Source organism: Pseudoclavibacter sp. AY1F1 (assembly GCF_002931075.1).
In the GTDB taxonomy this organism is placed as follows: domain Bacteria; phylum Actinomycetota; class Actinomycetes; order Actinomycetales; family Microbacteriaceae; genus Pseudoclavibacter.
Genome location: NZ_PSTQ01000013.1, coordinates 46,124 through 66,108, shown reverse-complemented (window position 1 = coordinate 66,108; position 19,985 = coordinate 46,124). Strand labels below are relative to the sequence as shown.

General features: G+C 66.9%; 15 protein-coding genes. 12 read left to right on the top strand and 3 right to left on the bottom strand.

Annotated elements, in window-relative coordinates; translation table 11 throughout:
• The first annotated feature begins 74 nt into the window (after positions 1 to 74).
• From C5B85_RS16160 to C5B85_RS16150, 3 genes are read left to right on the top strand one after another with little or no spacing between them, the layout of a single operon-like run.
• On the top strand, positions 75 to 3,497 hold the full coding sequence (locus tag C5B85_RS16160; protein WP_104287039.1) for a pyruvate carboxylase: 3,423 nt from the start codon (positions 75 to 77) through the stop codon (positions 3,495 to 3,497).
• Positions 3,490 to 4,896 carry a mycothione reductase gene (locus C5B85_RS16155; RefSeq protein ID WP_104287074.1) on the top strand — a complete coding sequence of 469 codons (1,407 nt, stop codon included), beginning with the start codon at positions 3,490 to 3,492 and terminating at the stop codon, positions 4,894 to 4,896. Before C5B85_RS16160 ends, C5B85_RS16155 begins: the two co-directional genes overlap by 8 nt.
• Positions 4,893 to 5,444, top strand: a complete 552-nt coding sequence (locus tag C5B85_RS16150; RefSeq protein ID WP_104287038.1) for a peptide deformylase — start codon at positions 4,893 to 4,895, stop codon at positions 5,442 to 5,444. The genes C5B85_RS16155 and C5B85_RS16150 overlap by 4 nt, the downstream gene beginning before the upstream one ends.
• A 73-nt stretch (positions 5,445 to 5,517) precedes the next feature.
• On the opposite strand, the gene C5B85_RS16145 is transcribed toward C5B85_RS16150, so the two are convergent.
• The gene (locus C5B85_RS16145) at positions 5,518 to 7,338 is read right to left on the bottom strand and encodes a long-chain fatty acid--CoA ligase (RefSeq protein ID WP_104287037.1); all 1,821 of its coding nucleotides are present in this window, start codon (positions 7,336 to 7,338) and stop codon (positions 5,518 to 5,520) included.
• A 173-nt stretch (positions 7,339 to 7,511) separates the two neighbouring features.
• On the opposite strand from C5B85_RS16145, the gene C5B85_RS16140 reads away from it, so the two are divergent.
• Together C5B85_RS16140 and C5B85_RS16135 are read left to right on the top strand one after the other, a co-directional pair.
• Complete coding sequence (locus tag C5B85_RS16140) at positions 7,512 to 8,231, top strand: 1-acyl-sn-glycerol-3-phosphate acyltransferase (RefSeq protein ID WP_104287036.1); 720 nt, start codon at positions 7,512 to 7,514, stop codon at positions 8,229 to 8,231.
• Positions 8,232 to 8,363: 132 nt separating this feature from the next.
• Positions 8,364 to 9,749, top strand: a complete 1,386-nt coding sequence (locus C5B85_RS16135) for a class II 3-deoxy-7-phosphoheptulonate synthase (protein ID WP_104287035.1) — start codon at positions 8,364 to 8,366, stop codon at positions 9,747 to 9,749.
• Positions 9,750 to 9,888: 139 nt separating this feature from the next.
• On the opposite strand, the gene pknB is transcribed toward C5B85_RS16135, so the two are convergent.
• Positions 9,889 to 11,904 (bottom strand): Stk1 family PASTA domain-containing Ser/Thr kinase, encoded by a 2,016-nt coding sequence (gene pknB / locus C5B85_RS16130; RefSeq protein ID WP_104287073.1) that lies wholly within the window; start codon positions 11,902 to 11,904, stop codon positions 9,889 to 9,891.
• Between the two features lie 133 nt (positions 11,905 to 12,037).
• Between pknB and C5B85_RS16125 the strand changes: the two genes are divergently transcribed.
• Positions 12,038 to 12,382 carry an Rv2175c family DNA-binding protein gene (locus tag C5B85_RS16125; protein WP_068478262.1) on the top strand — a complete coding sequence of 115 codons (345 nt, stop codon included), beginning with the start codon at positions 12,038 to 12,040 and terminating at the stop codon, positions 12,380 to 12,382.
• A gap of 123 nt (positions 12,383 to 12,505) precedes the next feature.
• On the opposite strand, the gene C5B85_RS16120 is transcribed toward C5B85_RS16125, so the two are convergent.
• Positions 12,506 to 13,588 (bottom strand): polyprenyl synthetase family protein, encoded by a 1,083-nt coding sequence (locus C5B85_RS16120; RefSeq protein WP_104287034.1) that lies wholly within the window; start codon positions 13,586 to 13,588, stop codon positions 12,506 to 12,508.
• A gap of 87 nt (positions 13,589 to 13,675) precedes the next feature.
• Between C5B85_RS16120 and C5B85_RS16115 the strand changes: the two genes are divergently transcribed.
• The 6 genes from C5B85_RS16115 (at position 13,676) to C5B85_RS16090 (ending at position 19,985) form a co-directional block, all read left to right on the top strand.
• Positions 13,676 to 14,059 (top strand): DUF3040 domain-containing protein, encoded by a 384-nt coding sequence (locus C5B85_RS16115; RefSeq protein WP_104287033.1) that lies wholly within the window; start codon positions 13,676 to 13,678, stop codon positions 14,057 to 14,059.
• Positions 14,060 to 14,432: 373 nt separating this feature from the next.
• Positions 14,433 to 14,864, top strand: coding sequence for a division/cell wall cluster transcriptional repressor MraZ (mraZ, locus tag C5B85_RS16110; RefSeq protein ID WP_104287032.1), 432 nt, complete (start codon positions 14,433 to 14,435; stop codon positions 14,862 to 14,864).
• A 194-nt stretch (positions 14,865 to 15,058) separates the two neighbouring features.
• A complete protein-coding gene (gene rsmH / locus C5B85_RS16105; RefSeq protein WP_104287031.1) occupies positions 15,059 to 16,069 on the top strand; it encodes a 16S rRNA (cytosine(1402)-N(4))-methyltransferase RsmH in 1,011 nt (336 codons plus the stop codon).
• The gene (locus C5B85_RS16100; protein WP_104287030.1) at positions 16,066 to 16,623 is read left to right on the top strand and encodes a hypothetical protein; all 558 of its coding nucleotides are present in this window, start codon (positions 16,066 to 16,068) and stop codon (positions 16,621 to 16,623) included. The genes rsmH and C5B85_RS16100 overlap by 4 nt, the downstream gene beginning before the upstream one ends.
• Positions 16,624 to 16,659: 36 nt before the next feature.
• Positions 16,660 to 18,429 (top strand): penicillin-binding protein 2, encoded by a 1,770-nt coding sequence (locus C5B85_RS16095; RefSeq protein WP_146077986.1) that lies wholly within the window; start codon positions 16,660 to 16,662, stop codon positions 18,427 to 18,429.
• A 23-nt stretch (positions 18,430 to 18,452) separates the two neighbouring features.
• Positions 18,453 to 19,985 (top strand): Mur ligase family protein, encoded by a 1,533-nt coding sequence (locus C5B85_RS16090; RefSeq protein ID WP_104287028.1) that lies wholly within the window; start codon positions 18,453 to 18,455, stop codon positions 19,983 to 19,985.

The window sequence follows — 19,985 nt, the reverse complement described above, 5'->3', positions numbered from 1 at the left end:
CCCAGGCTACATTCACTAGGCTGGCGTCACGTTGCTGCATGCCCCTGTCGTTGTTGTCGGAAGGTGGAACACCGGTGTTCAAGAAGATCCTGGTCGCGAATCGAGGCGAGATCGCGATCCGCGCATTCCGCGCCGCAGTTGAGCTCGGAGCGCGGACGGTCGCGGTGTACCCCTACGAGGACCGCAACTCCCTCCACCGCCTGAAAGCTGACGAGGCGTACCAGATCGGTACCGTCGGGCAGCCCGTACGGGCGTACCTCGATGTCGCAGAGATCCTGCGCGTTGCAAAGGAATCCGGAGCGGACGCGATCTACCCCGGTTACGGGTTCCTGAGCGAGAACCCAGAACTCGCGCGAGCTGCCCACGAGGCGGGAATCGCGTTCATCGGGCCGCCCCCGCGCGTGCTCGAATCGGCCGGCAATAAGGTCACGGCCAAGAACCAGGCGATCGCCGCCGGTGTTCCCGTCCTCGCCTCGAGCCAGCCCTCCACGGACCTCGACGAGCTGTGCGCCGCGGCCGACGAGATCGGGTTCCCGATCTTCGCCAAGGCAGTCGCGGGCGGCGGTGGGCGTGGGATGCGCCGCGTCGAGCGTCCGGAGGACCTGCGCGAGGCGCTCGAGGCGGCCATGAAGGAGGCGGACAGCGCTTTCGGTGACGCAATCATGTTCGTCGAGCAGGCGGTCCTTCGCCCTCGCCACATCGAGGTGCAGATCCTTGCTGACGAGCACGGCAACGTCGTGCACCTGTTCGAGCGGGACTGCAGCGTGCAGCGTCGCCACCAGAAGGTCGTCGAGATCGCCCCGGCACCCAACCTGTCGCAAGAGGTCAGGGACAAGCTCTACGCCGACGCGGTGGCCTTCGCGAAGTCAATCGACTACGTCAACGCGGGCACCGTCGAGTTCCTCCTCGACACGGCGGGCCCTCGGGCCGGTCAGCACGTTTTCATCGAGATGAACCCGCGCATCCAGGTCGAGCACACGGTCACCGAGGAGGTCACCGACGTCGACCTCGTGCAGGCACAGATGCGGGTCGCCTCCGGCGAGCGCCTCGACGATATGGGCCTCGAGCAGCACCAGCTGGCGTTGCACGGCTTCGCACTGCAGTGCCGCATCACCACTGAGGATCCTTCGCAGGGATTCCGTCCGGACACCGGCGTGATCACGACCTACCGCTCCGCGGGCGGCTCCGGCATCCGCATCGATGGCGGCACGATCGCGACCGGCGCCGAGGTGCTGCCGCACTTCGACTCGATGCTGATGAAGCTCACGGCCCGCGGCCGTGACTTTCCCGCCGCGGTTCGGCGCGCCCGCCGTGCGCTCTCGGAGTTCCGCATCCGCGGCGTCGCCACGAACATCCCGTTCCTCCTCGGTGTCCTCGACGACCCAGATTTCCAGCGCGGCGACGTCGCCACCGATTTCATCGAGAAGCGCCCGGGCCTGCTCGAGTACCGTCGCCCCGGCGACCGGGGCACGAAGATCATCAACTGGCTCGCCGACGTCACGGTCAACGCGCCCCACGGCGCCAGGCCCACGTCCGTCGAGCCACGCACCAAGCTACCGGCCCTCGACAGCGCGCTGCCGCTGCCTGCCGGTCGTCGGCAGGAGCTCCTCGACCTCGGCCCGGTGGCGTTCGCCGCCAAGCTGCGCTCGGAGCGACGCCTCGCCGTCACCGACACGACCTTCCGCGACGCCCACCAGTCGCTTCTCGCCACCCGGGTGCGGACCCGCGACCTCGTCACGGCGGCGCCGTACCTCGCCAGGCTCACGCCGGAGCTGCTCTCCATCGAGGCCTGGGGCGGCGCGACGTACGACGTCGCGCTCCGCTTCCTCGGGGAGGAGCCGTGGGAGCGTCTCGCGAGCCTCCGCGAGGCCGTGCCGAACATCCCGCTCCAGATGCTGCTCCGCGGTCGCAACACGGTCGGCTACACGCCGTACCCGGAGGCCGTGACCAAGGCGTTCGTGCACGAGGCCACGGCCACGGGTGTCGACATCTTCCGGATCTTCGACGCGCTCAACGACGTGTCGCAGATGCGGCCGGCTATCGACGCGGTCCTCGAGACTGGAACCTCGATCGCCGAGGTCGCGCTCTGCTACACGGGCAACCTTGCCGACCCGGACGAACCCTTCTACACGCTCGACTACTACCTGCGTCTGGCAGAGCAGATCGTCGACGCCGGCGCGCACATCATCGCCATCAAGGACATGGCGGGGCTCCTGCGCCCGCAGGCTGCCTCGAAGCTCGTGACGGCCCTGCGGGACCGCTTCGACCTGCCGGTGCACCTGCACACGCACGACACGGCAGGCGGACAGCTCGCCACGCTCCTCGCCGCGAGCGAGGCGGGCGTCGACGCCGTCGACGTGGCGAGCGCTCCCATGTCGGGAACGACGAGCCAGGCCAGTCTTTCGGCGCTTGTCGCGTCCCTCGAGCACACCGAGCGGGACACGGGCATAAGCCTCACGAACGTCACCGACCTCGAGCCGTACTGGGAAGCTGTCCGCCTGGTCTACCGCCCCTTCGAGTCCGGCCTGCCCGGCCCGACGGGTCGTGTGTACAAGCACGAGATCCCGGGCGGCCAGCTGTCGAACCTCCGCCAGCAGGCGATCGCTCTCGGGCTCGCCGACCAGTTCGAGCGCATCGAGGACATGTACGACGCAGCGGACAAGATCCTCGGCCGCATCCCCAAGGTGACGCCGTCGTCGAAGGTCGTCGGCGATCTCGCGCTGCACCTCGTGGCTGTTGGCGCCGACCCGGTCGACTTCGCCGAGAACCCCGGCAAGTACGACATCCCGGACTCCGTCATCGGCTTCATGGCGGGAGAGCTCGGAGAGCTGCCCGGCGGGTGGCCTGAGCCGTTCCGCAGCAAGGTACTCGAGGGGCGCGACGTGAAGATCGAGGTCACCCCGCTCTCCACGGCCGACGAGGCTGGCCTCGCGGGCGACAGCCTCGAGCGCAGGCGCACGCTCAACCGGCTCCTCTTCCCGCAGCCCACGGCGAGCTACGAGGACACGGTCCGCCTCTTCGGCGACCTGTCGGTGCTCGACACCCTCGACTACCTGTACGGGCTCGAGCCGGGCGAGGAGCACGTCATCCACATCGGCAAGGGCGTGCAGCTCTTCGTCGGACTCGAGGCCATCGGCGAGCCGGACGCGGACGGCATGCGCACCGTCATGGCCACCCTCAACGGGCAGCTGCGACCAGTCTTCGTCCGTGACCGGAGCATCAAGGTCGACACCATCGAACGGGAGAAGGCGGACAGCGGCAACCCAGGCCACGTCGCGGCCCCGTTCTCCGGTGTCGTGACGCTTCGCGTCGAGGTCGGCGACCGCGTCGCCCAGGGGCAGACGGTCGCGACCATCGAGGCTATGAAGATGGAGGCGGGTATCACGGCGCCCGTCGCCGGCACCGTGGAGCGTCTCGCCATCTCGTCGCCGCTCGAGGTGGGCAACGGAGACCTGCTTGTTGTCGTTCGCCCAGGACCAGAGAGTGCAGATGCCTGAGCTGCCGGACACCGAGCACTTCGACCTGCTCATCATCGGGGCCGGGTCAGGTAACACCCTCCCTCCAGGAGGCGAGAGCGGGCCGACAACCGCGATCGTTGACGACGGCGCCCATTTCGGCGGGACCTGCCTGAATGTGGGGTGCATTCCCACGAAGATGTTCGTGCACGTCGCCGACGTGGTTCGAAACGCTCGGGATGCTGAGCGCCTCGGCGTCCACGACGTGCGCGTGCGCCCGTCGTGGCCGGAGGTGCGCGACCGCGTCTTCGGTCGTATCGACCACATCAGCGAGAGCGGGGAGCACTACCGCGAGAGCGGCAACCCCCGCGTGACGCTTGTGCGCGAGCGCGTCGAGATGCTCGGCGACCGTGAGGTGCTGACCGCGTCTGGGCGGCGCCTCAGCGCCGACACCCTGGTGATCGCCGCTGGCAGTCGGGCTCGTCAGCACGACGTCATTCCGCTCGAATCGGCGTTGGTGCACACCTCGGACACGATCATGCGCGTCGAGGATGCTCCTCGCCGCCTGGCGATCATCGGCGGCGGCTCGATAGCGTCCGAGTTCGCCCACGTGTTCAACGCCTTCGGCTCCGAGGTCACGCAGCTGGTGCGCGGCCGGGTGCTGTCCTCCCTCGACGCGGATGTCGCTTCGACCTTCACGGAGGCCGCCCGCGAGCGTTGGCGGGTCGAGACCAACACCACCGTCGTCGGGTTCTCCGACGAGGGTGGCGTGGCGACGCTCACGACGGACGCGGGGGAGCAGATCGAGGTCGACGCCGTGCTCGTCGCGATCGGGCGCATCCCGAATACCGACACACTCGGCACCTACGAAGTGGGCTTCGACCACCACGACGATGGGCGACTGCGCGTGGACGCCTACCAGCGTGTGCTCCGTGACGGTCACCAGATTCCCGGCGTCTTCGCGCTCGGCGACATCGACTCGGAGCACCAGCTCAAGCACGTCGCGAACCACGAGGCGCGGGTCGTCGCGCACAACATCTCCGTCGAGCCCGGGCGCCGCCTCATGAAGAACACGCTTGGGCCCGTGCCCGACGTCGTCTTCACAGAGCCGCAGATCGCGAGCTTCGGGGTCACACTGGAACGTGCGGAGCAGCTCGGCTACGACGCCTTCGAGGTTGTCCACGAGTACGGCTCGACTGCCTGGGGCTGGGCGCTCGAAGACAAGCGCAGCTTCTGTAAACTCGTCATCGCGCGTGGGAGCGCGACCATCCTCGGGGCGCACATCGTGGGCCCTGATGCGGCGGTCCTGCTCCAGCCCCTCGTCCTCGCGGCGAGTTTCGGGCACTCCATCAGGGGCCTCGCGCGCGGCCAGTACTGGCCACACCCCGCGGCTAGCGAGGTGGTCGAGAACGCGCTGCTGCGCGCCGAGGAGGAACTGTGACCGTTCGCCCAATCCGCTACTACGGAGACCCGGTGCTCCGCACGCCCGTCGAGCAGATCATGGTGGTCGACGACCGCATCCGCAGCCTCGTCACCGACCTGCTTGACACGACGGCGATCGAGGGTCGGGCAGGGGTCGCGGCGCCGCAGATCGGCGTCGGGGTCGCGGCCTTCTCCTACAACATCGACGGCGAGACCGGCTACGTCCTCAACCCCGTGCTCGAGAGCACCTGGGGCGAGCTCAGGGAGATCGACGAGGGCTGTCTCTCCGTGCCAGGGCTCTGGAACCTGACGCCGCGGTACGAGCACGCGCGGGTCACGGGCATCGACCTGGACGGCGAGCCCGTCGTGCTCGAGGGCTCTGGTCTTATGGCGCAGATGCTGCAGCACGAGACGGATCACCTCAGGGGCGTCGTTTATGTGGACACGCTTGTCCCCGAGCACCGGAAGGCCGCGATGCGCGAGATTCGCGGCAGCGAGTGGTTCGCGCCCGCGACGGCCGCCGCCGGGGCAGCAAAGCCGAGCGCCTTCGGCCGTTCGTCTCGCTGACAAGTGCTGACGAGCACTGTCGAGCACTGACGAGGTTGGCCGAAGGCGCTGGCTTGAGCCCGCGAACTGCTTGCTACTTAAGCGTGATGCCCTGCGTGGCGGGGGCGGCGTTGTAGATGCCCTCGATGATCCCTCGGTGCTTCTCGAGGATCACGTGGCGCTTGATCGACAACTTGGGTGTCAGCATTCCGTTGGCCTCTGTGAACTCTCCGTCGAGCACAACGAACTTGCGGATCGACTCGGCGCGGGAGACCCGCGTGTTCGCGCGGTCGACGGCGTGCTGGATCTCAGCAAGCACCTTGGGGTGCTCTGCCGCCTGAGCAACCGAGATGTTCGGGTCCTCGCCGTTGTTGCTCAGCCAGGTCTTGAGCATCTCGGGGTCGAGGGTGACGAGCGCGGAGATGAAGGGCCGTTGGTCGCCGACGACCACGATCTGGCCGACCAGCGAGTTGGCGCGGATCGGGTCCTCGAGCGCAGCGGGGGAGACGTTCTTCCCACCGGAGGTCACGATGATCTCTTTGATGCGGCCGGTGACGGTGATGTAGCCATCGTCGTCGATTGTCCCGAGGTCGCCCGTCTTGAACCAGTCGCCGTCGAACGCGGCGGCCGTCGCTTCGGGGTTCTTCCAGTATTCCCGGAAGACGTTGATGCCCTTGACCTGCAGCTCGCCATGCTCGTCGGTGCGGACCGCGACGCCTGGTAGTGCCGGTCCGACGGTGCCGATTTTCGACTTCTCGGCGAGGTTCACGGAAGCGGGCGCCGTGGTTTCTGTGAGGCCGTAGCCCTCCAGGATGTTGACGCCGATGGCACGGTAGAAGTGGCCGAGCCTGGAACCGAGCGGAGCCGAGCCGGACACGGCGTGCTTCACTCGGCCACCCATGACTTCGCGGAGCTTCGAGTAGACGAGCTTGTCGAAGAGCTTGTACTGGAGCCCGAGGACAAGCGGCGTCCGCCCTGCATCCTGCGACTCCGAGTAGCGCACGGCGACGTCGGCCGCCTTGCGGAAGATCTTGCCGCGGCCGCCGGCTTCGGCCTTCTGCTCCGCGGAGTTGTAGACCTTCTCGAAGACGCGCGGCACGGCGAGGAGGAACGTCGGGTGGAAGGTGCCGAGCGACTCGACGAGCTTCGACGTGTCGTGCTGGTGGCCGACTTTCACCCCGCCGTAGATGCACAGCACCGAGATGAAGCGGGCGAAGACGTGCGCGAGCGTGATGAAGAGCACAGTGGACGCGCCGGGGTAGATGAGTGCGCCGAGGGGGTCCTTCACGTTGCGGCACAGCTCGACGAAGTTGGAGTGCGTGATGACGCAGCCCTTCGGGCGGCCCGTCGACCCCGAGGTGTAGATGAGGGTCGCCATGTCCGCCCCGGTGGCGATGCCCCGACGTCGCTCGATCTCCGCGACGTCGACGTCGACGCCGAGACGGATGAGCTCCTCGATGGCCCCCGCATGCAGGGCATACCGAATTCGAAGAGCGGAGACGGTGTCGCCGATCTCGTCGAGCTTGTCGTCGTGCTCTGGGAGCTCAGAGATGATCCCGACGGCGTCGGAGTCCTCGAGCATCCACTCGATCTGCGCCGACGAGCTCGTCTCGTAGACGGGAACCATGACCGCACCCGCGTACCAGAGGGCGAAATCGACGAGCGTCCATTCGTAGTTGGTCTTCGCCACGAACGCGATGCGCTCGCCCGGCTCGATGCCGGCGGCAACGAATCCCTTCGCGAGGTCGAGAACCTTGGCGTGGAACTCCCGAACGGAGACATCCCGCCAGGTCTCGCCTTCCGGCAAGGCGAAGAGCGGGAGGTCCGGTGAGTCACGCAGCCGGTACTCGAGCATGTCTGTGGTGTTCCAGCTCGGCTCGGGGCTGACTACGGCGGGGGTCTCGGATAGCTTCATTGCAACTCCTGAGTATCGTCCTGGTCGTGAGCCGCCTGAACGTCTCTGAGCCTGGTTGTCCAGGTTCGGGTTCAGTGGTCCCCAACCCTACCGTTTCGGACACGGCGAGCGGCGCAACGGGGCGGGCATGTCCCGAGTACACTGATGTGCCATCGCCTATCGGGAGGCCACGCATGTTGTATTGGGTGCTCAAGCATCTCTTCGCAGGTCCCTTGGTGCGCGGAACCTTCCGCCCCTGGGTGCGCGGCGTCGAGAACATCCCGGCGAAAGGGCCGGTCATTCTGGCGTCGAATCACCTCTCGGTCATCGACTCCTTCTTCATGCCGCTCTCGATCGACCGCCGCGTCTTCTTCCTCGCGAAGAAGGAGTACTTCACGGGTACGGGAATCAAGGGCTGGCTGACCGCGCAGTTCTTCAAGAGCACTGGGATGCTCCCCATCGATCGTGGTGGCGGAGCTGCCAGCGAGGCTTCGCTGCAGACTGGCCTCCGGGTACTGAGCGAAGGCAAGGTGCTCGGCATCTATCCCGAGGGGACACGCAGCCCAGACGCCCGCATGTTCCGGGGCCGGACAGGCATCGCCCGCATGATCATGCAGGCGGACAAGCCGGTCACGGTTGTGCCGGTTGTCATGGTCGACACCGAGCGGGTGCTGCCGATCGGCGCGAAGGTGCCCCGCCTCCGCAAGGTCGGCATGGTGTTCGGCGAGCCCCTCACGTTCACCCGCTACGAGGGCATGGCGGCCGACCGCTTCGTGCTCCGCTCGATCACCGACGAGATCATGAGCGAGCTGCACGCCCTCAGCAACCAGGACTATCGCGACATCTATGCCTCGTCCATCCGGAACAAGATGGACGCAGACTCCAAGGCTCTCGCCGCCGCCCAGAAGCCCTGAGCGATCAGCCGAGCGCCGAGCGAGCTGCCCCGAGTATCGTCGGGGCCGTTCAGCGTGAGATTCAGAACCACCAGTGCTGCAGCCAACGAGCTGTCGGTATGAGATCAGAGACATGAGATCAGAGAAGCGAGCATGAACGAATTCACTTCCACCCGCACCGAGTCGATCCCGACGCCCCCTGGCGTGCTCGAGGGCCTCGACGCCTGGCGCGATCTGCCGATCAGGCAGCAGCCGCAGTGGGGCGATCCGACCAAGGTCGCGAGCGTCTCCGGTGAGCTCGCGTCGCTGCCGCCGCTGGTCTTCGCAGGCGAGGTCGACCGTCTTCGCGATCGCATCGCGACGGCCGCGGCGGGGCAGTCCTTTGTCCTCCAGGGTGGTGACTGCGCCGAGACCTTCGCTGGGGCGACCGCCGACAAGATCCGTGCCCGTGTGCGCACGATCCTCCAGATGGCGGTTGTCCTGACGTACGGCGCCTCGATGCCCGTCGTCAAGATGGGCCGCATGGCGGGCCAGTTCGCCAAGCCCCGTTCGAGCGACAACGAGACGCGCGGCGACGTGACCCTGCCGGCCTACCGTGGCGACATCGTCAACGACTTCGACTTCACGGCTGAGGGGCGCACCCCCGACCCCGAGCGGATGCTCCGCGGCTACCACACGGCCGCTTCCACGCTGAACCTCGTGCGCGCGTTCACGACGGGCGGCTTCGCCGATCTCCGTGAAGTGCACTCCTGGAACCAGGGCTTCGCGGCGAACCCGGCGAACGCGCGCTACGAGCAGCTCGCCGCGGAGATCGACCGCGCGGTGCGATTCATGGCCGCTGCTGGCGCGGACTTCTACGCGCTGCGCGATGTGGAGTTCTTCGTCGGCCACGAGGGGCTCCTCATGGACTACGAGCGCCCCATGACCCGCATCGACTCGCGCACGGGACAGCCGTACGACACCTCTGGTCACTTCATCTGGATCGGAGAGCGGACACGCGACCTCGACGAGGCGCACGTGGACTTCTTCAGCCGAGTGAAGAACCCGATCGGTGTGAAGCTTGGGCCGTCGACGACTCCCGAGACGATGATGCGACTCATCGACAAGATCGACCCGAACCGTGAGCCTGGACGCCTGACGTTCATCACGCGCATGGGTGCTGGCAAGATCCGCGACGCCCTCCCGCCCCTGCTTGAGGCCATCAAGAGCAGCGACGCGCAGCCGCTGTGGATCACCGACCCCATGCACGGCAACGGCATCACGACGCCGAACGGCTACAAGACGCGTCGCTTCGACGACGTCGTGGATGAGGTCAAGGGCTTCTTCGAGGCGCACCGCGCCGCAGGAACGCACCCGGGTGGCATCCACGTGGAGCTGACGGGCGACGACGTGACCGAGTGCCTCGGAGGATCCGAGCAGATCGATGAGAAGACGCTCGAGACGCGCTACGAGTCGCTCTGCGACCCACGCCTCAACCACATGCAGTCGCTGGAGCTCGCGTTCCTCGTGGCGGAGGAGCTCCGCGCCGGAAAGCGCTGAGTCAGCTGAACGACAGAAGAGGCGCACCCCGGAAACGGGGTGCGCCTCTTCTTTTGTCGTTCAGCAGGTCGAGCTACAGCTACAGCTAGAGCTACAGCTAGAGCTAGAGCTAGAGCTAGAGCTAGAGCTAGAGCTAGAGCTACAGTGTGGCTGTTGCCGTGAGCGTGACGTTCGAGCCGGCAGGGACCTCGACCCCCGCGGCCGGAGACTGGGTCGAGACCACGAACTTGATGACCGGGTTGGGGTCGTTGACGATGCCAAGGGGCACGTTATGGCCCACGGTCAGCCCGAGCCCCTCCAGCTGCGAGATCGCCTCAGCGATCGGCTTGCCGACCACATCCGGCAGCACGACCGGCGCAGGTCCCCTGGAGACGGAGATATTGATGGTGTCTCCGGGAACGACCGGGTCCGTCGTCGCGGAGTAGGCAATGACAACGCCGCTCGCGACCGACGCCGAGTACTCGCGGCTGGAAACGTTCACCACGAGGCCCGCATCCTCGATCAGCTGCGTCGCGTTGGCCTCCGTCTCGCCGGCGACCTCTGGCAGCACGCCAGCTGAAGCGATGAGGCGAATCGGCTGTCCTTCAGCGAGGGTCTCTGGCAGCGGAGCACCGTTGGTATCGGTGGCGGAGAGCACCACGTCGGCCTCCTCGTCGGAGAATTGCCGCAGTGTTGTCGCCGGGTCGTAAGTGAAACCGGCCTCGGTGATGGCGCTCTCGGCTTCCTCGAGCGTCAGACCCTCGAGTGGAGGGACGGTGAGCATCTCGGGGCCCGCGGAGACGACGAGGGAGATGGGGCTCTCAGGTGCCAGCGACGTGCCTGCCTGCGGGTCCATGTCCATCACGGTCCCCGCGGCTACTTCGAGCGAGAACTCCTGCGTCACCTCGCCGACGGTGAAGCCGGCAGCTGTAATGGCCGACTCGGCGTCCGTCTGAGTGAGCGAGACGACCGCCGGGACGGTGTCGTACGAACCTGGCCCGAGACCGAACCACCAGCCGACTCCGCCAGCAGCGACGACGATGGCGATGAGGAGCACGGCGATCACGGCGCCGAAGCGGCGTCGCTTGCGTGCGCCGGTCTCGGCCGTCGTGGTTGCCGGCGGAAGCTGTGGAGCGACATCGCTCGAGTCCTGCTCGGGGAAGAGCGGAGCGTTGACGGTCGTCGGGGCCGCGCCGGGAGCAAACGGTTCGACGTGCTCGCCCTCGAAGTCGGGAGGGGAGGAGGCCGACGAGAGCTGGCTCGTGATGAGGGCAAGCTCGGTGGGGTCGGTGTCCTCGATGTTCTCGTCAGCGGCGGTGGCAAGAACCGCAGTCGGCGGAGCCGGGCGCACGGATTGGCCGAGCTCTGCCTCTGCGCGGCGTAGCGCTTCGAGCATGACGCCGGCGTCCGCTGGGCGAAGCTCGGGATCGCGCTCCGTCGACCACGCGACGAGCTCGTCGAGTTCGTGCGGCACGTTCGGGTTCACCTCGCTCGGCGCGGGAACGGTCTCGTTCGCGTGCCTGTAGGCGATATTCACCGGCTGGTCGCCTCGGTACGGCTGTTCGCCAGTCAGCATCTCGAAGAGCATGATGCCGAGCGAGTAGATGTCGCTGCGGACGTCAGCTGTGCCCTTCGTCACGAGCTCGGGGCTGAGGTAGGCGATCGTACCGAGGAGCACTTGCCCCGTTGCCGTGTTGGCGCTGGCTGCGCGAGCCAGACCGAAGTCGCTGAGCTTGATGCGGCCGTCGTCGGCGAGCAGCACGTTCTCCGGCTTGAGGTCGCGATGCACGATACCGAGCTTGTGCGCGGCCTGCAGGCCCGCGAGGACGGCGTCCAAGACGTCGATGGACTGCTCAGGCGTCAGCTTGTGGTGGTCGTGGAGGAGGTCGCGCAGCGTGATGCCGGGGATGTACTCCATGACCATGTAGGCGAAGACCTCGTCGTCACCCTGGTCGTACACGTTCACGACATTCGGGTGCGTGATCTTCGCAGCCGATCGAGCCTCGCGGATGAACCGCTCACGGAACCGCTCGTCGGCCGCGAGATGGTCGTGCATCACCTTGATCGCTACGCGGCGTTCGAGGCGCAGATCAGTGGCGACATAGACCGTAGCCATGCCGCCCTTGGCGATCAGAGAGCGCACTTGATATCGGCCGTCGATCAGACGGCCGATCATGTCGTCGGGACCAACGGGACTCACGTCGTGCAGGATAGCCCGACGATGCCTGCGCCTTCCGGATGAAACACCGCAGGGGCCCAGGAATCGCATCAGCTCGCATCCGGGGGCCGCGTCTGCGACCATGTGAGACGTGAGTGACGTCTTCAGTACCCGCGAGTGGTACACGATTCCCCAGGCCGCAGCAGAGCTCGGCGTCTCGACGGGTCGAGTGTCGACCCTGATCGAGGACAAGCAGCTGCTGTCGTTCCGCATTGAACGCGAGCCGCGCATCCCTCAGGAGTTCATCAAGGATGGTGAGCCACTTGCTGGCCTCCGCGGCACGCTGTTCCTCCTCGGCGACGCCGGATTGAGCGCGCACGACCAGATGGTGTGGCTCCTGAGCGTGGACGAGACCCTCGGCGTCGCCCCGCTTGACGCTCTGGTGCAGGGGCGCAAGACCCAGGTGCGCCACGCCGTCCAGCTGCTCGCGATCTAGGCACAAAACTTTGCTCTAGGCACAAAATTTGGCTCTCGGCACAGAACTTTGCTCTCGGCGTGGCAATAGGGTCTCGGCGAAAATTCAGTACCTAGGCGCGGTGTCTGTGGTCTCGATGCGGCATCAGTGCTCTCGGTGCGCCGTGCGTTCCGCGAGCTCTTCGAGCAGACGTCGGGACGACTCGTCGAGTTCGATGCTTCTGAGGCCCGCGAGTGCCTCCCTCAGCGAGGAACTGATGAGTTCCTCCGTGCGCTGAAGGCCGCCGGAGTTCGTGATGAGCGCCTGCATCCACTCGATGTCGGCGTCGGTGAGGCCCTGGTCGCCGAGCAGTTCGTCGAGGCGTGCCGAGTCTTCTGCCGTCACCAACTCCTGCGCGGCGGCGATCATGAGTGTGCGCTTCCCCTCGCGGAGGTCGTCTCCGCTTGGCTTGCCCGTGACGGCCTCGTCGCCGAAGACGCCGAGGACGTCGTCTCTGAGCTGGAACGCGAGTCCCAGAGGCAGCCCGAACGCGCGGATCTGCTCGACGAGCGAGTTAGATGCTCCGCCGAGGAGCGCGCCGAGCACGAGGGGCTCTTCGACGCTGTACCTCGCCGACTTCGAGATCGCGATGGTCTTCGCCCTTGCGGCGCGGGCATCGATCGGCACAACGGGCCAGGCCACTTCCTCCACGAGGTCGAGGTACTGGCCGATGGTCACCTCGCCGCGCATCTTGCTGAACTCCGCTCGCGCTCGGACGGCGTTCTCGGGGGAGACCAGGGCGCAAGCCTCCACGAACAGCTGGTCGCTCCACACGAGGAGGAGGTCGCCGAGCAGGATGGCGGCGCTCAGCCCGAAGTGCTCTTCGTCGCCAGCCCACGCTGAGGCCCTGTGATGCTTGGCGAAGGCGCGGTGCGTGGAGGGGGAGCCGCGGCGCGTATCCGATCGGTCGATGATGTCGTCGTGGACAAGCGCGGCGGCGTGGAAGAGCTCAATCGATGCTGCGGCCAGCTCGACGGCATCGCTGTGCTCTGACGAGCCGCTTGCGCTGCTGAAGCCCGCGGCGCAGAACGAGGCTCGCAGTCGCTTGCCGCCGGTCGTGAATGCCGCCGCCTGCTCGAGGAAGGCGGGAACATCGACCCCGATAGGCCCCAGGACTCGCAGGTTCTCGGCAATTGTGGCGTCCAGACGACGCTGGACTTTGGAGGACAGCGCAGAACTCTCAGACACGACACCACTCTACCCAGGTGCACGCGCCTACAATGGGCGCAATACTTCGGAGCGGGGCTCCGATCGCCCCTTGAGCACGAGGTCAACATGGCACTATCTGAGCAAGAGCAGCGGTTGCTTGACGAGATGGAGCGCAGCTTCTACCAGAACGATGCGGACGTGGTGTCCACATCGCCGAGAAGCGGTGCTGCGGTCACCACGCGAGCAGTCGTCGTCGCGTTTCTTTCCGTCGCTGTCGGCATCGGCGTTGTCGTCGCTGGCGTCGCCACCAACATTCCCGTCCTCGGCGTCGTCGGGTTCGTCCTGATGCTCGCTGGCGTCGTGTACGCCTTCGCGGCACCCAAGGGCGCCGCGTCCCAATCTGACCCGCTCCCAACAGGTCGCCCCTCACCGAAGAGCGGCGATTCGTCGGACGGCTCGTTCATGGACAAGCTCGGCAACCGTTGGGACAAGCGGCAGCAGGGTGAGTAGTGCCCGAGCGGGAGTAAGGCCAGACCTGGCCTAGCTCCGGCGCGAGCTCACCACCGCCAAGTCACCACCAAGCACCACCAAGCACCACCCCACTCCGCACCAAGCACCACCCCACTCCGCACCAAGCACCACCCCACTCCGCACCACGCAGCACCACGCAGCACCACTTCGGGACCGGCCACCTGGCCGGTCCCGTTTTTTGTACCCGAAAGTACGTGGATGTGCTCCACTTCCCTCCACCACCGTGAGGCCAGTAAATTACTGGCCTCATTCTGCATTCACAGGCGACAAAGCTCGCGTTTGCGTAGATGTGTGGGTGGTTGTGGAGTAAAGTGGAGCATGTGGGGATTCAACGACTGGGAGGGAGGCGTGCATGTTCCTTGGCACGTACTCGCCCAAGCTCGACGAAAAGGGGCGGCTCATCCTTCCGGCCAAGTTCCGGGACGATCTCGCGGAGGGCGTCGTGCTGACCCGAGGTCAGGACCGCTGCGTCTACGTGTTCTCGACAAGCGAGTTCGAGGAACTGCACAACCGCATTCGCCAGGCACCGGTCACGAGCAAGCAGGCGCGCGACTACCTGCGCCTCCTGCTCTCCGGTGCGCACGCCGAGACCCCGGATCGCCAGAACCGCGTCACGATCCCGCAGCAGCTCCGGCAGTACGCGGGGCTCGACCGCGAGCTGGCGGTCATCGGGGCCGGCACTCGCGCAGAGATCTGGGATGCCGAGGCTTGGAACACCTACGTCGAGGCCAACGAGGCCGCCTTCTCCGAGACCGCTGAGGAGGTGATCCCGGGACTCTTCTGACCCTGACCGCCGATTCTCAGCCGTTCCGCTCTGAAGCGCCTTCCCTCGCAGCAGAGCACAGCAGCACAGCAGGAGCCCCGTCTGACGCCACTTCCCCGGCGGCAGAAGGAACCTCCACTTCGCTCCCCTCGTGAAATCCAGACGAGGAGAGAGAACGGATGGGAATCAGTGATCAGGGAGGAACCCGGACCGTCATGACAGAGAACAGCCAGAACAGCCAGAACACGCAGTCCACCGGCGACAGTGAGCGCGACCCGGCGTCGCTGCACACGCCGGTGCTCCTCGAGCGCTGCGTCGAGCTCCTCGCCCCAGCGCTCCAGGCCGCAGGCAGCGTCTACGTCGATGCCACGCTCGGTATGGGCGGGCACAGCGAGGCGGTCCTCGACCGCTGCCCCAACGCCCGCCTCATCGGTTTCGACCGCGACTCGGAGGCCCTCGGCCTGGCCGGCCGTCGGCTTGCGCGCTTCGGCGACCGTGTCACGCTCGTGCACGCCGTCTACGACGAGTTCGACTCCTCGCTGGACGAACTCGGAATCGACACCGTCGACGCCGTCCTTTTCGATCTCGGAGTGTCATCGCTCCAGCTCGACGAGGCCAGCCGCGGCTTCTCCTACATCCAGGATGCGCCGCTCGACATGCGCATGGACGCCACGAAGGGTGTCACAGCAGCGGAGATCGTTGCGAGCTATGGCGAGGAGGAGCTCAAGCAGCTCTTCTATCGCTACGGCGACGAGAAGCTGGCGCCGCGCTACGCGAGCTGGATCGTGCGAGAGCGCGCCCAGGCCCCCATCGAGACGACGGGCCAGCTCGTCGACGTCCTCCAGCGCGCGACGCCGGCGGCCAAGCGTGACGCGGGCCACCCGGCGAAGCGCGTCTTTCAGGCGCTTCGCATCGAGGTCAACGCCGAGCTCGGCGCACTCGAGCGTGCGCTTCCCCAGGCGCTCAACCGGGTCGCCGTCGGCGGCCGCGTTGTCGTCGAGGCCTACCAGTCGCTCGAGGACCGCTTCGTGAAGCGCCTCTTCGAGACCAAGACCACATCGACCGCCCCGAGCGGGTTGCCGGTCGAGCTTCCCGAGCACAAGCCCGAGTTCGAGCGCCTCGTGCGCGGAGCCGAGCGCGCCGGAGTCGACGAGGGCGAGATCAACCCAAGAGCACTTCCCGTGCGCCTGCGCGCGGTGGCCAGAGTGAGGAGCCCACGGGCATGACGGCAGCAACGAGCATCCTCCGAGGATCAACGTCCCCCCGTCGCCAGAAGGCTGCTCCAGAGAAGCAGACCCCGCGGCTGCGACTCGTCGAGGCCCCGCGCATCCGCAGCCTGTGGAGCTTCCGCTCGGTCATGATCTCGCTCGGCATCCTCGCCGGCGTCTTCGTCACGCAGCTCGCGCTGAGCATCGCCATCTCGCAGGGCGCGTACGAGGTCAGCGGCCTCGAACAGAGCCAGACCGAGCTGCAGCGCGCGGAGTCGGCGGCGCTCGAGGAGCTGAGCGCGATGTCATCCGCGCAGAACCTCGCGGTCGAGGCGACGAAGCTCGGCATGGTCCCGACCGATTCGCAGGCGTTCCTGCAGGTCTGCAGCGGCTCGCTCGCAACCGACACGAGCTCGACTGGCACTTCGGCACCCATCAACACGGGGCTCGTCACCAACGAGGTCACCCAGCCCGCGGCACCGGCAACCGGCGCCGACGGAGTTTCACCGCAGTCGGCGGCAGCGCCTGAAGTACCGTCGGTCACCGAGCTGCGCTCTCCCTCCACGAGGTAGATCCACACAGAGCAGGGCCGAAGGGGGAGGACCACCGTGTCACCGAAAGTGTCCAGGCGCAGGGCTGGCCTCGTCATCATCCTGGTGACCGCGGTCCTGGTCGCCTTCGGCGTGCGCCTGATCGACGTGCAGCTCGTCTCGGCGTCGACCATCAACGCCGACGCCGAATCGAAACGCGGCGTCTCCAGCACGATCTTCAGCGAGCGTGGCTCGATCGTCGACATGAACGGCGAGATCCTCGCCGACTCGGCCGACCGCTTCGATCTCACGGTCGCCCCCGTCAATGTCGACGAGTTCGATCGCAAGGGTGACGACGGCAAGGTCGCCACGGTCTCGAGGGATCAGGCGCTCGGCGAGATCGCTGCCGTTACCGGGCAGCAGCAGGCCGAGCTCGTGGGCGTCGTGGATGCGGCTCTCGCGATCGACCCCAACAGCAACTTCGCGTACCTCAGCCGCGGTCTCGAGCTCGCGGCATACGAGAAGATCCGCGCGCTCGAGATTCCCTGGATCTACCCGAAGCGCGAGGCCGCCCGCGTCTACCCGAATGGGCAGGTGGCAGGAAACCTCACGGGCTTCCTCGGCGCGGACGGAGAGCCCCTCGCCGGGCTCGAGCTCTCGCAGAACAAATGCCTCGCGGGCGTCGACGGCGAGGAGACGTACGAGCGCAGCGCGGACAACGTGCGCATCCCAGGCACCGAGGTCACCCTCACCGAGGCCAAGCAGGGTGGCAAGCTCCAGCTCACGGTCGACGCCGACCTCCAGTACTACGCACTCCAGGTGCTCGCACAGCAGGTTACGGCGATGGGCGGCGAGTGGGGGCACATCGTCGTGACCGAGGTCGACTCCGGCAAGATCCGCGCCGCCGTGGACTGGCCGTCCGTCGACCCCAACGACCCAGGCGCCACCGCGACCGAGGCCCGCGGCTCCCGCGCCTTCACCGCGCCCTTCGAGCCGGGCTCGACCATGAAGGCCCTCACCGCAGCCATGGTCTTCGACAAGGGGCTCTCCACGCCGAGCGAGCAGATCACGGTTCCCGGCCGCTTCGAGCAGACGGATGTCAGCTTCGGCGACGACTGGGCGCACGGCGATGAGCGCTGGACCGCCGCCGGCATCATGACGCGCTCCTCCAACATCGGCATCGCCATGATGGGGCAGCGCCTCAGCGCCGCCGAACGCTACGACTACATGCTCGACTTCGGCCTGAACGCCGACACCGAGGCCGACTTCCTCGGTGAGGAGTCCGGCACGGTTCGCCCATATGACGAGTGGGACCCGCAGACCAACTACGCAACGATGTTCGGCCAGGGCCTCGAGGTCACCGCTCCTCAAATGGCGAGCGCGTACCAGACGATCGCCAACGGCGGGCAGCGGCTCCCGGTCCAGCTCGTCGAAGGCTGTGAGACGGAGGACGGCTTCGTGGCGACCGAGCCGGGCGACGCCCGACAGGTCGTGTCCGCGCAGGCCGCGGCAGACACGCTCACGCTGCTCGAGGCCACTGCACAGAGCGGGAGCCTCGCGAACGAGGTGGCGATCCCTGGTTACCGTGTCGGCATCAAGACGGGTACCGCGGAGGTCTCCGACGGCCAGGGCCAGTACGTGGAGGGCAGCTTCATGACGTCGATGGCCGGCGTCGCCCCGATCGACGACCCCAAGTACGTCGTGACGGTCTCGATCATGAAGCCAACTACGATGAGGGGCAGCGCCGCCACCGCGCCAGCGTGGCACGATGTCATGGCGTACGTTCTCCAATCAAACCGGGTGGCGCCATCGCCGAGTCCGTGGCCGACCATCCCGACCACGTTCTGATCCGCACTACTGCACAGGAAGTCATGCCCGCAGCAAGCATCCGTCCATCCCATCCAGTGCCGCGCTCGCTCTCTGAGCTGTGCGCGCACTTCGGACTCGACGCCCCAGAAGGTGTCGACCAGGTCGAGGTGACCGGCGTCTCCATCTCATCGCTGGACGTCGAAGCCGGCGACCTCTACGTGGGGCTGCCGGGTGCGCGAGTGCACGGTGCCAGCTACGCGGCGAACGCAGAGGAGGCGGGCGCCGTCGCGATCCTCACCGACGCTGCCGGTGCCGAGCTCGCCGGCGAGCTCGGCGTCCCCGTGCTCGTGACGGAGGAGCCTCGCCTGGCCCTCGGCGATGTCTCCGCGTGGATCTACCGCACCGACCCTGACCAGCCGAAGCTCTTCGGCGTCACAGGCACCAACGGCAAGACGTCCGTCGTGTACATTCTCGACGGCCTCCTGCTGCAGCTCGGGGTGGTGACGGGCCTCACCACGACGGTCGAGCGCCGCATCGGCGAAGAGCGTATCGAGGCGAGCCTCACGACCCCCGAAGCGAGCGAACTCCACGCCCTGCTCGCGCGCATGCGCGAGGTTGGTGTGCACGCGGCGAGCATCGAGGTCTCGGCGCAGGCCGTCACGCGACACCGCGTCGACGGAATCGAGTTCGACGTCGTCGGCTTCATCAACCTCTCGCACGACCACCTCGACGACTACGTCGACTTCGAGGCGTACTTCGGCGAGAAGCTCAAGCTCTTCACGCCCGAGCGTGCACGCCGGGGCGTCGTCTCCCTCGACTCTGACTGGGGCGCACGCGTCGTCGAGGACTCCCGTATCCCGGTCACGACGATCTCCTCCAAGCCAGGCGTCGAGGCCGACTGGAACCTTGTCGTCACCGGCGCCGAAGGCGGCAGCACGAGCTTCACGCTCACGAGCCCTGACGACCGCGTGCTGCACTCGAGCATCCCGATGCCAGGGTGGTTCTCGGCCGCGAACGCCGGGCTCGCGATCGCGATGCTCGTCGAGTCCGGCTACGACCTCGGCGAGATCGCTGAGGTGCTCGAGCGAGACGGCGGCATCGACGCCTTCGTGCCCGGTCGCCTCGAGCTCGTCTCCGGCGACAAGGGGCCGCGCCTCTATGTCGACTACGGGCACACGCCTGACGCCTTTGAGCAGACGCTCGGTGCGCTCCGAGAGATGACCACGGGCCGCCTCTTCATGGTTTTCGGCGCCGACGGAGACCGCGACCGCACGAAGCGTCCCGAGATGGCACGGGTCGCGGCGGCTGGCAGCGACGTCGTCATCATCACCGACTACAACCCGCGCACGGAAGACCCGGACGAGATCAGGCGGGTCCTGGTCGAAAGCGCGAGGGCGAGCCACCCTGACCGGGAGCTCTACGAGATCGCGGATGCGAGCCTTGGGCTCCGCAAGGCGGTTTCGCTCGCGGGGGCCGATGACACTATCCTCATTGCCGGTCCTGGCCACGAGAGCTACACCGAGGTCGCGGGCAGCAAGATCCAGTATTCGGCACGAGACGAGGCCAGAGCGGCGCTCAGGGAAGCAGGGTGGTGA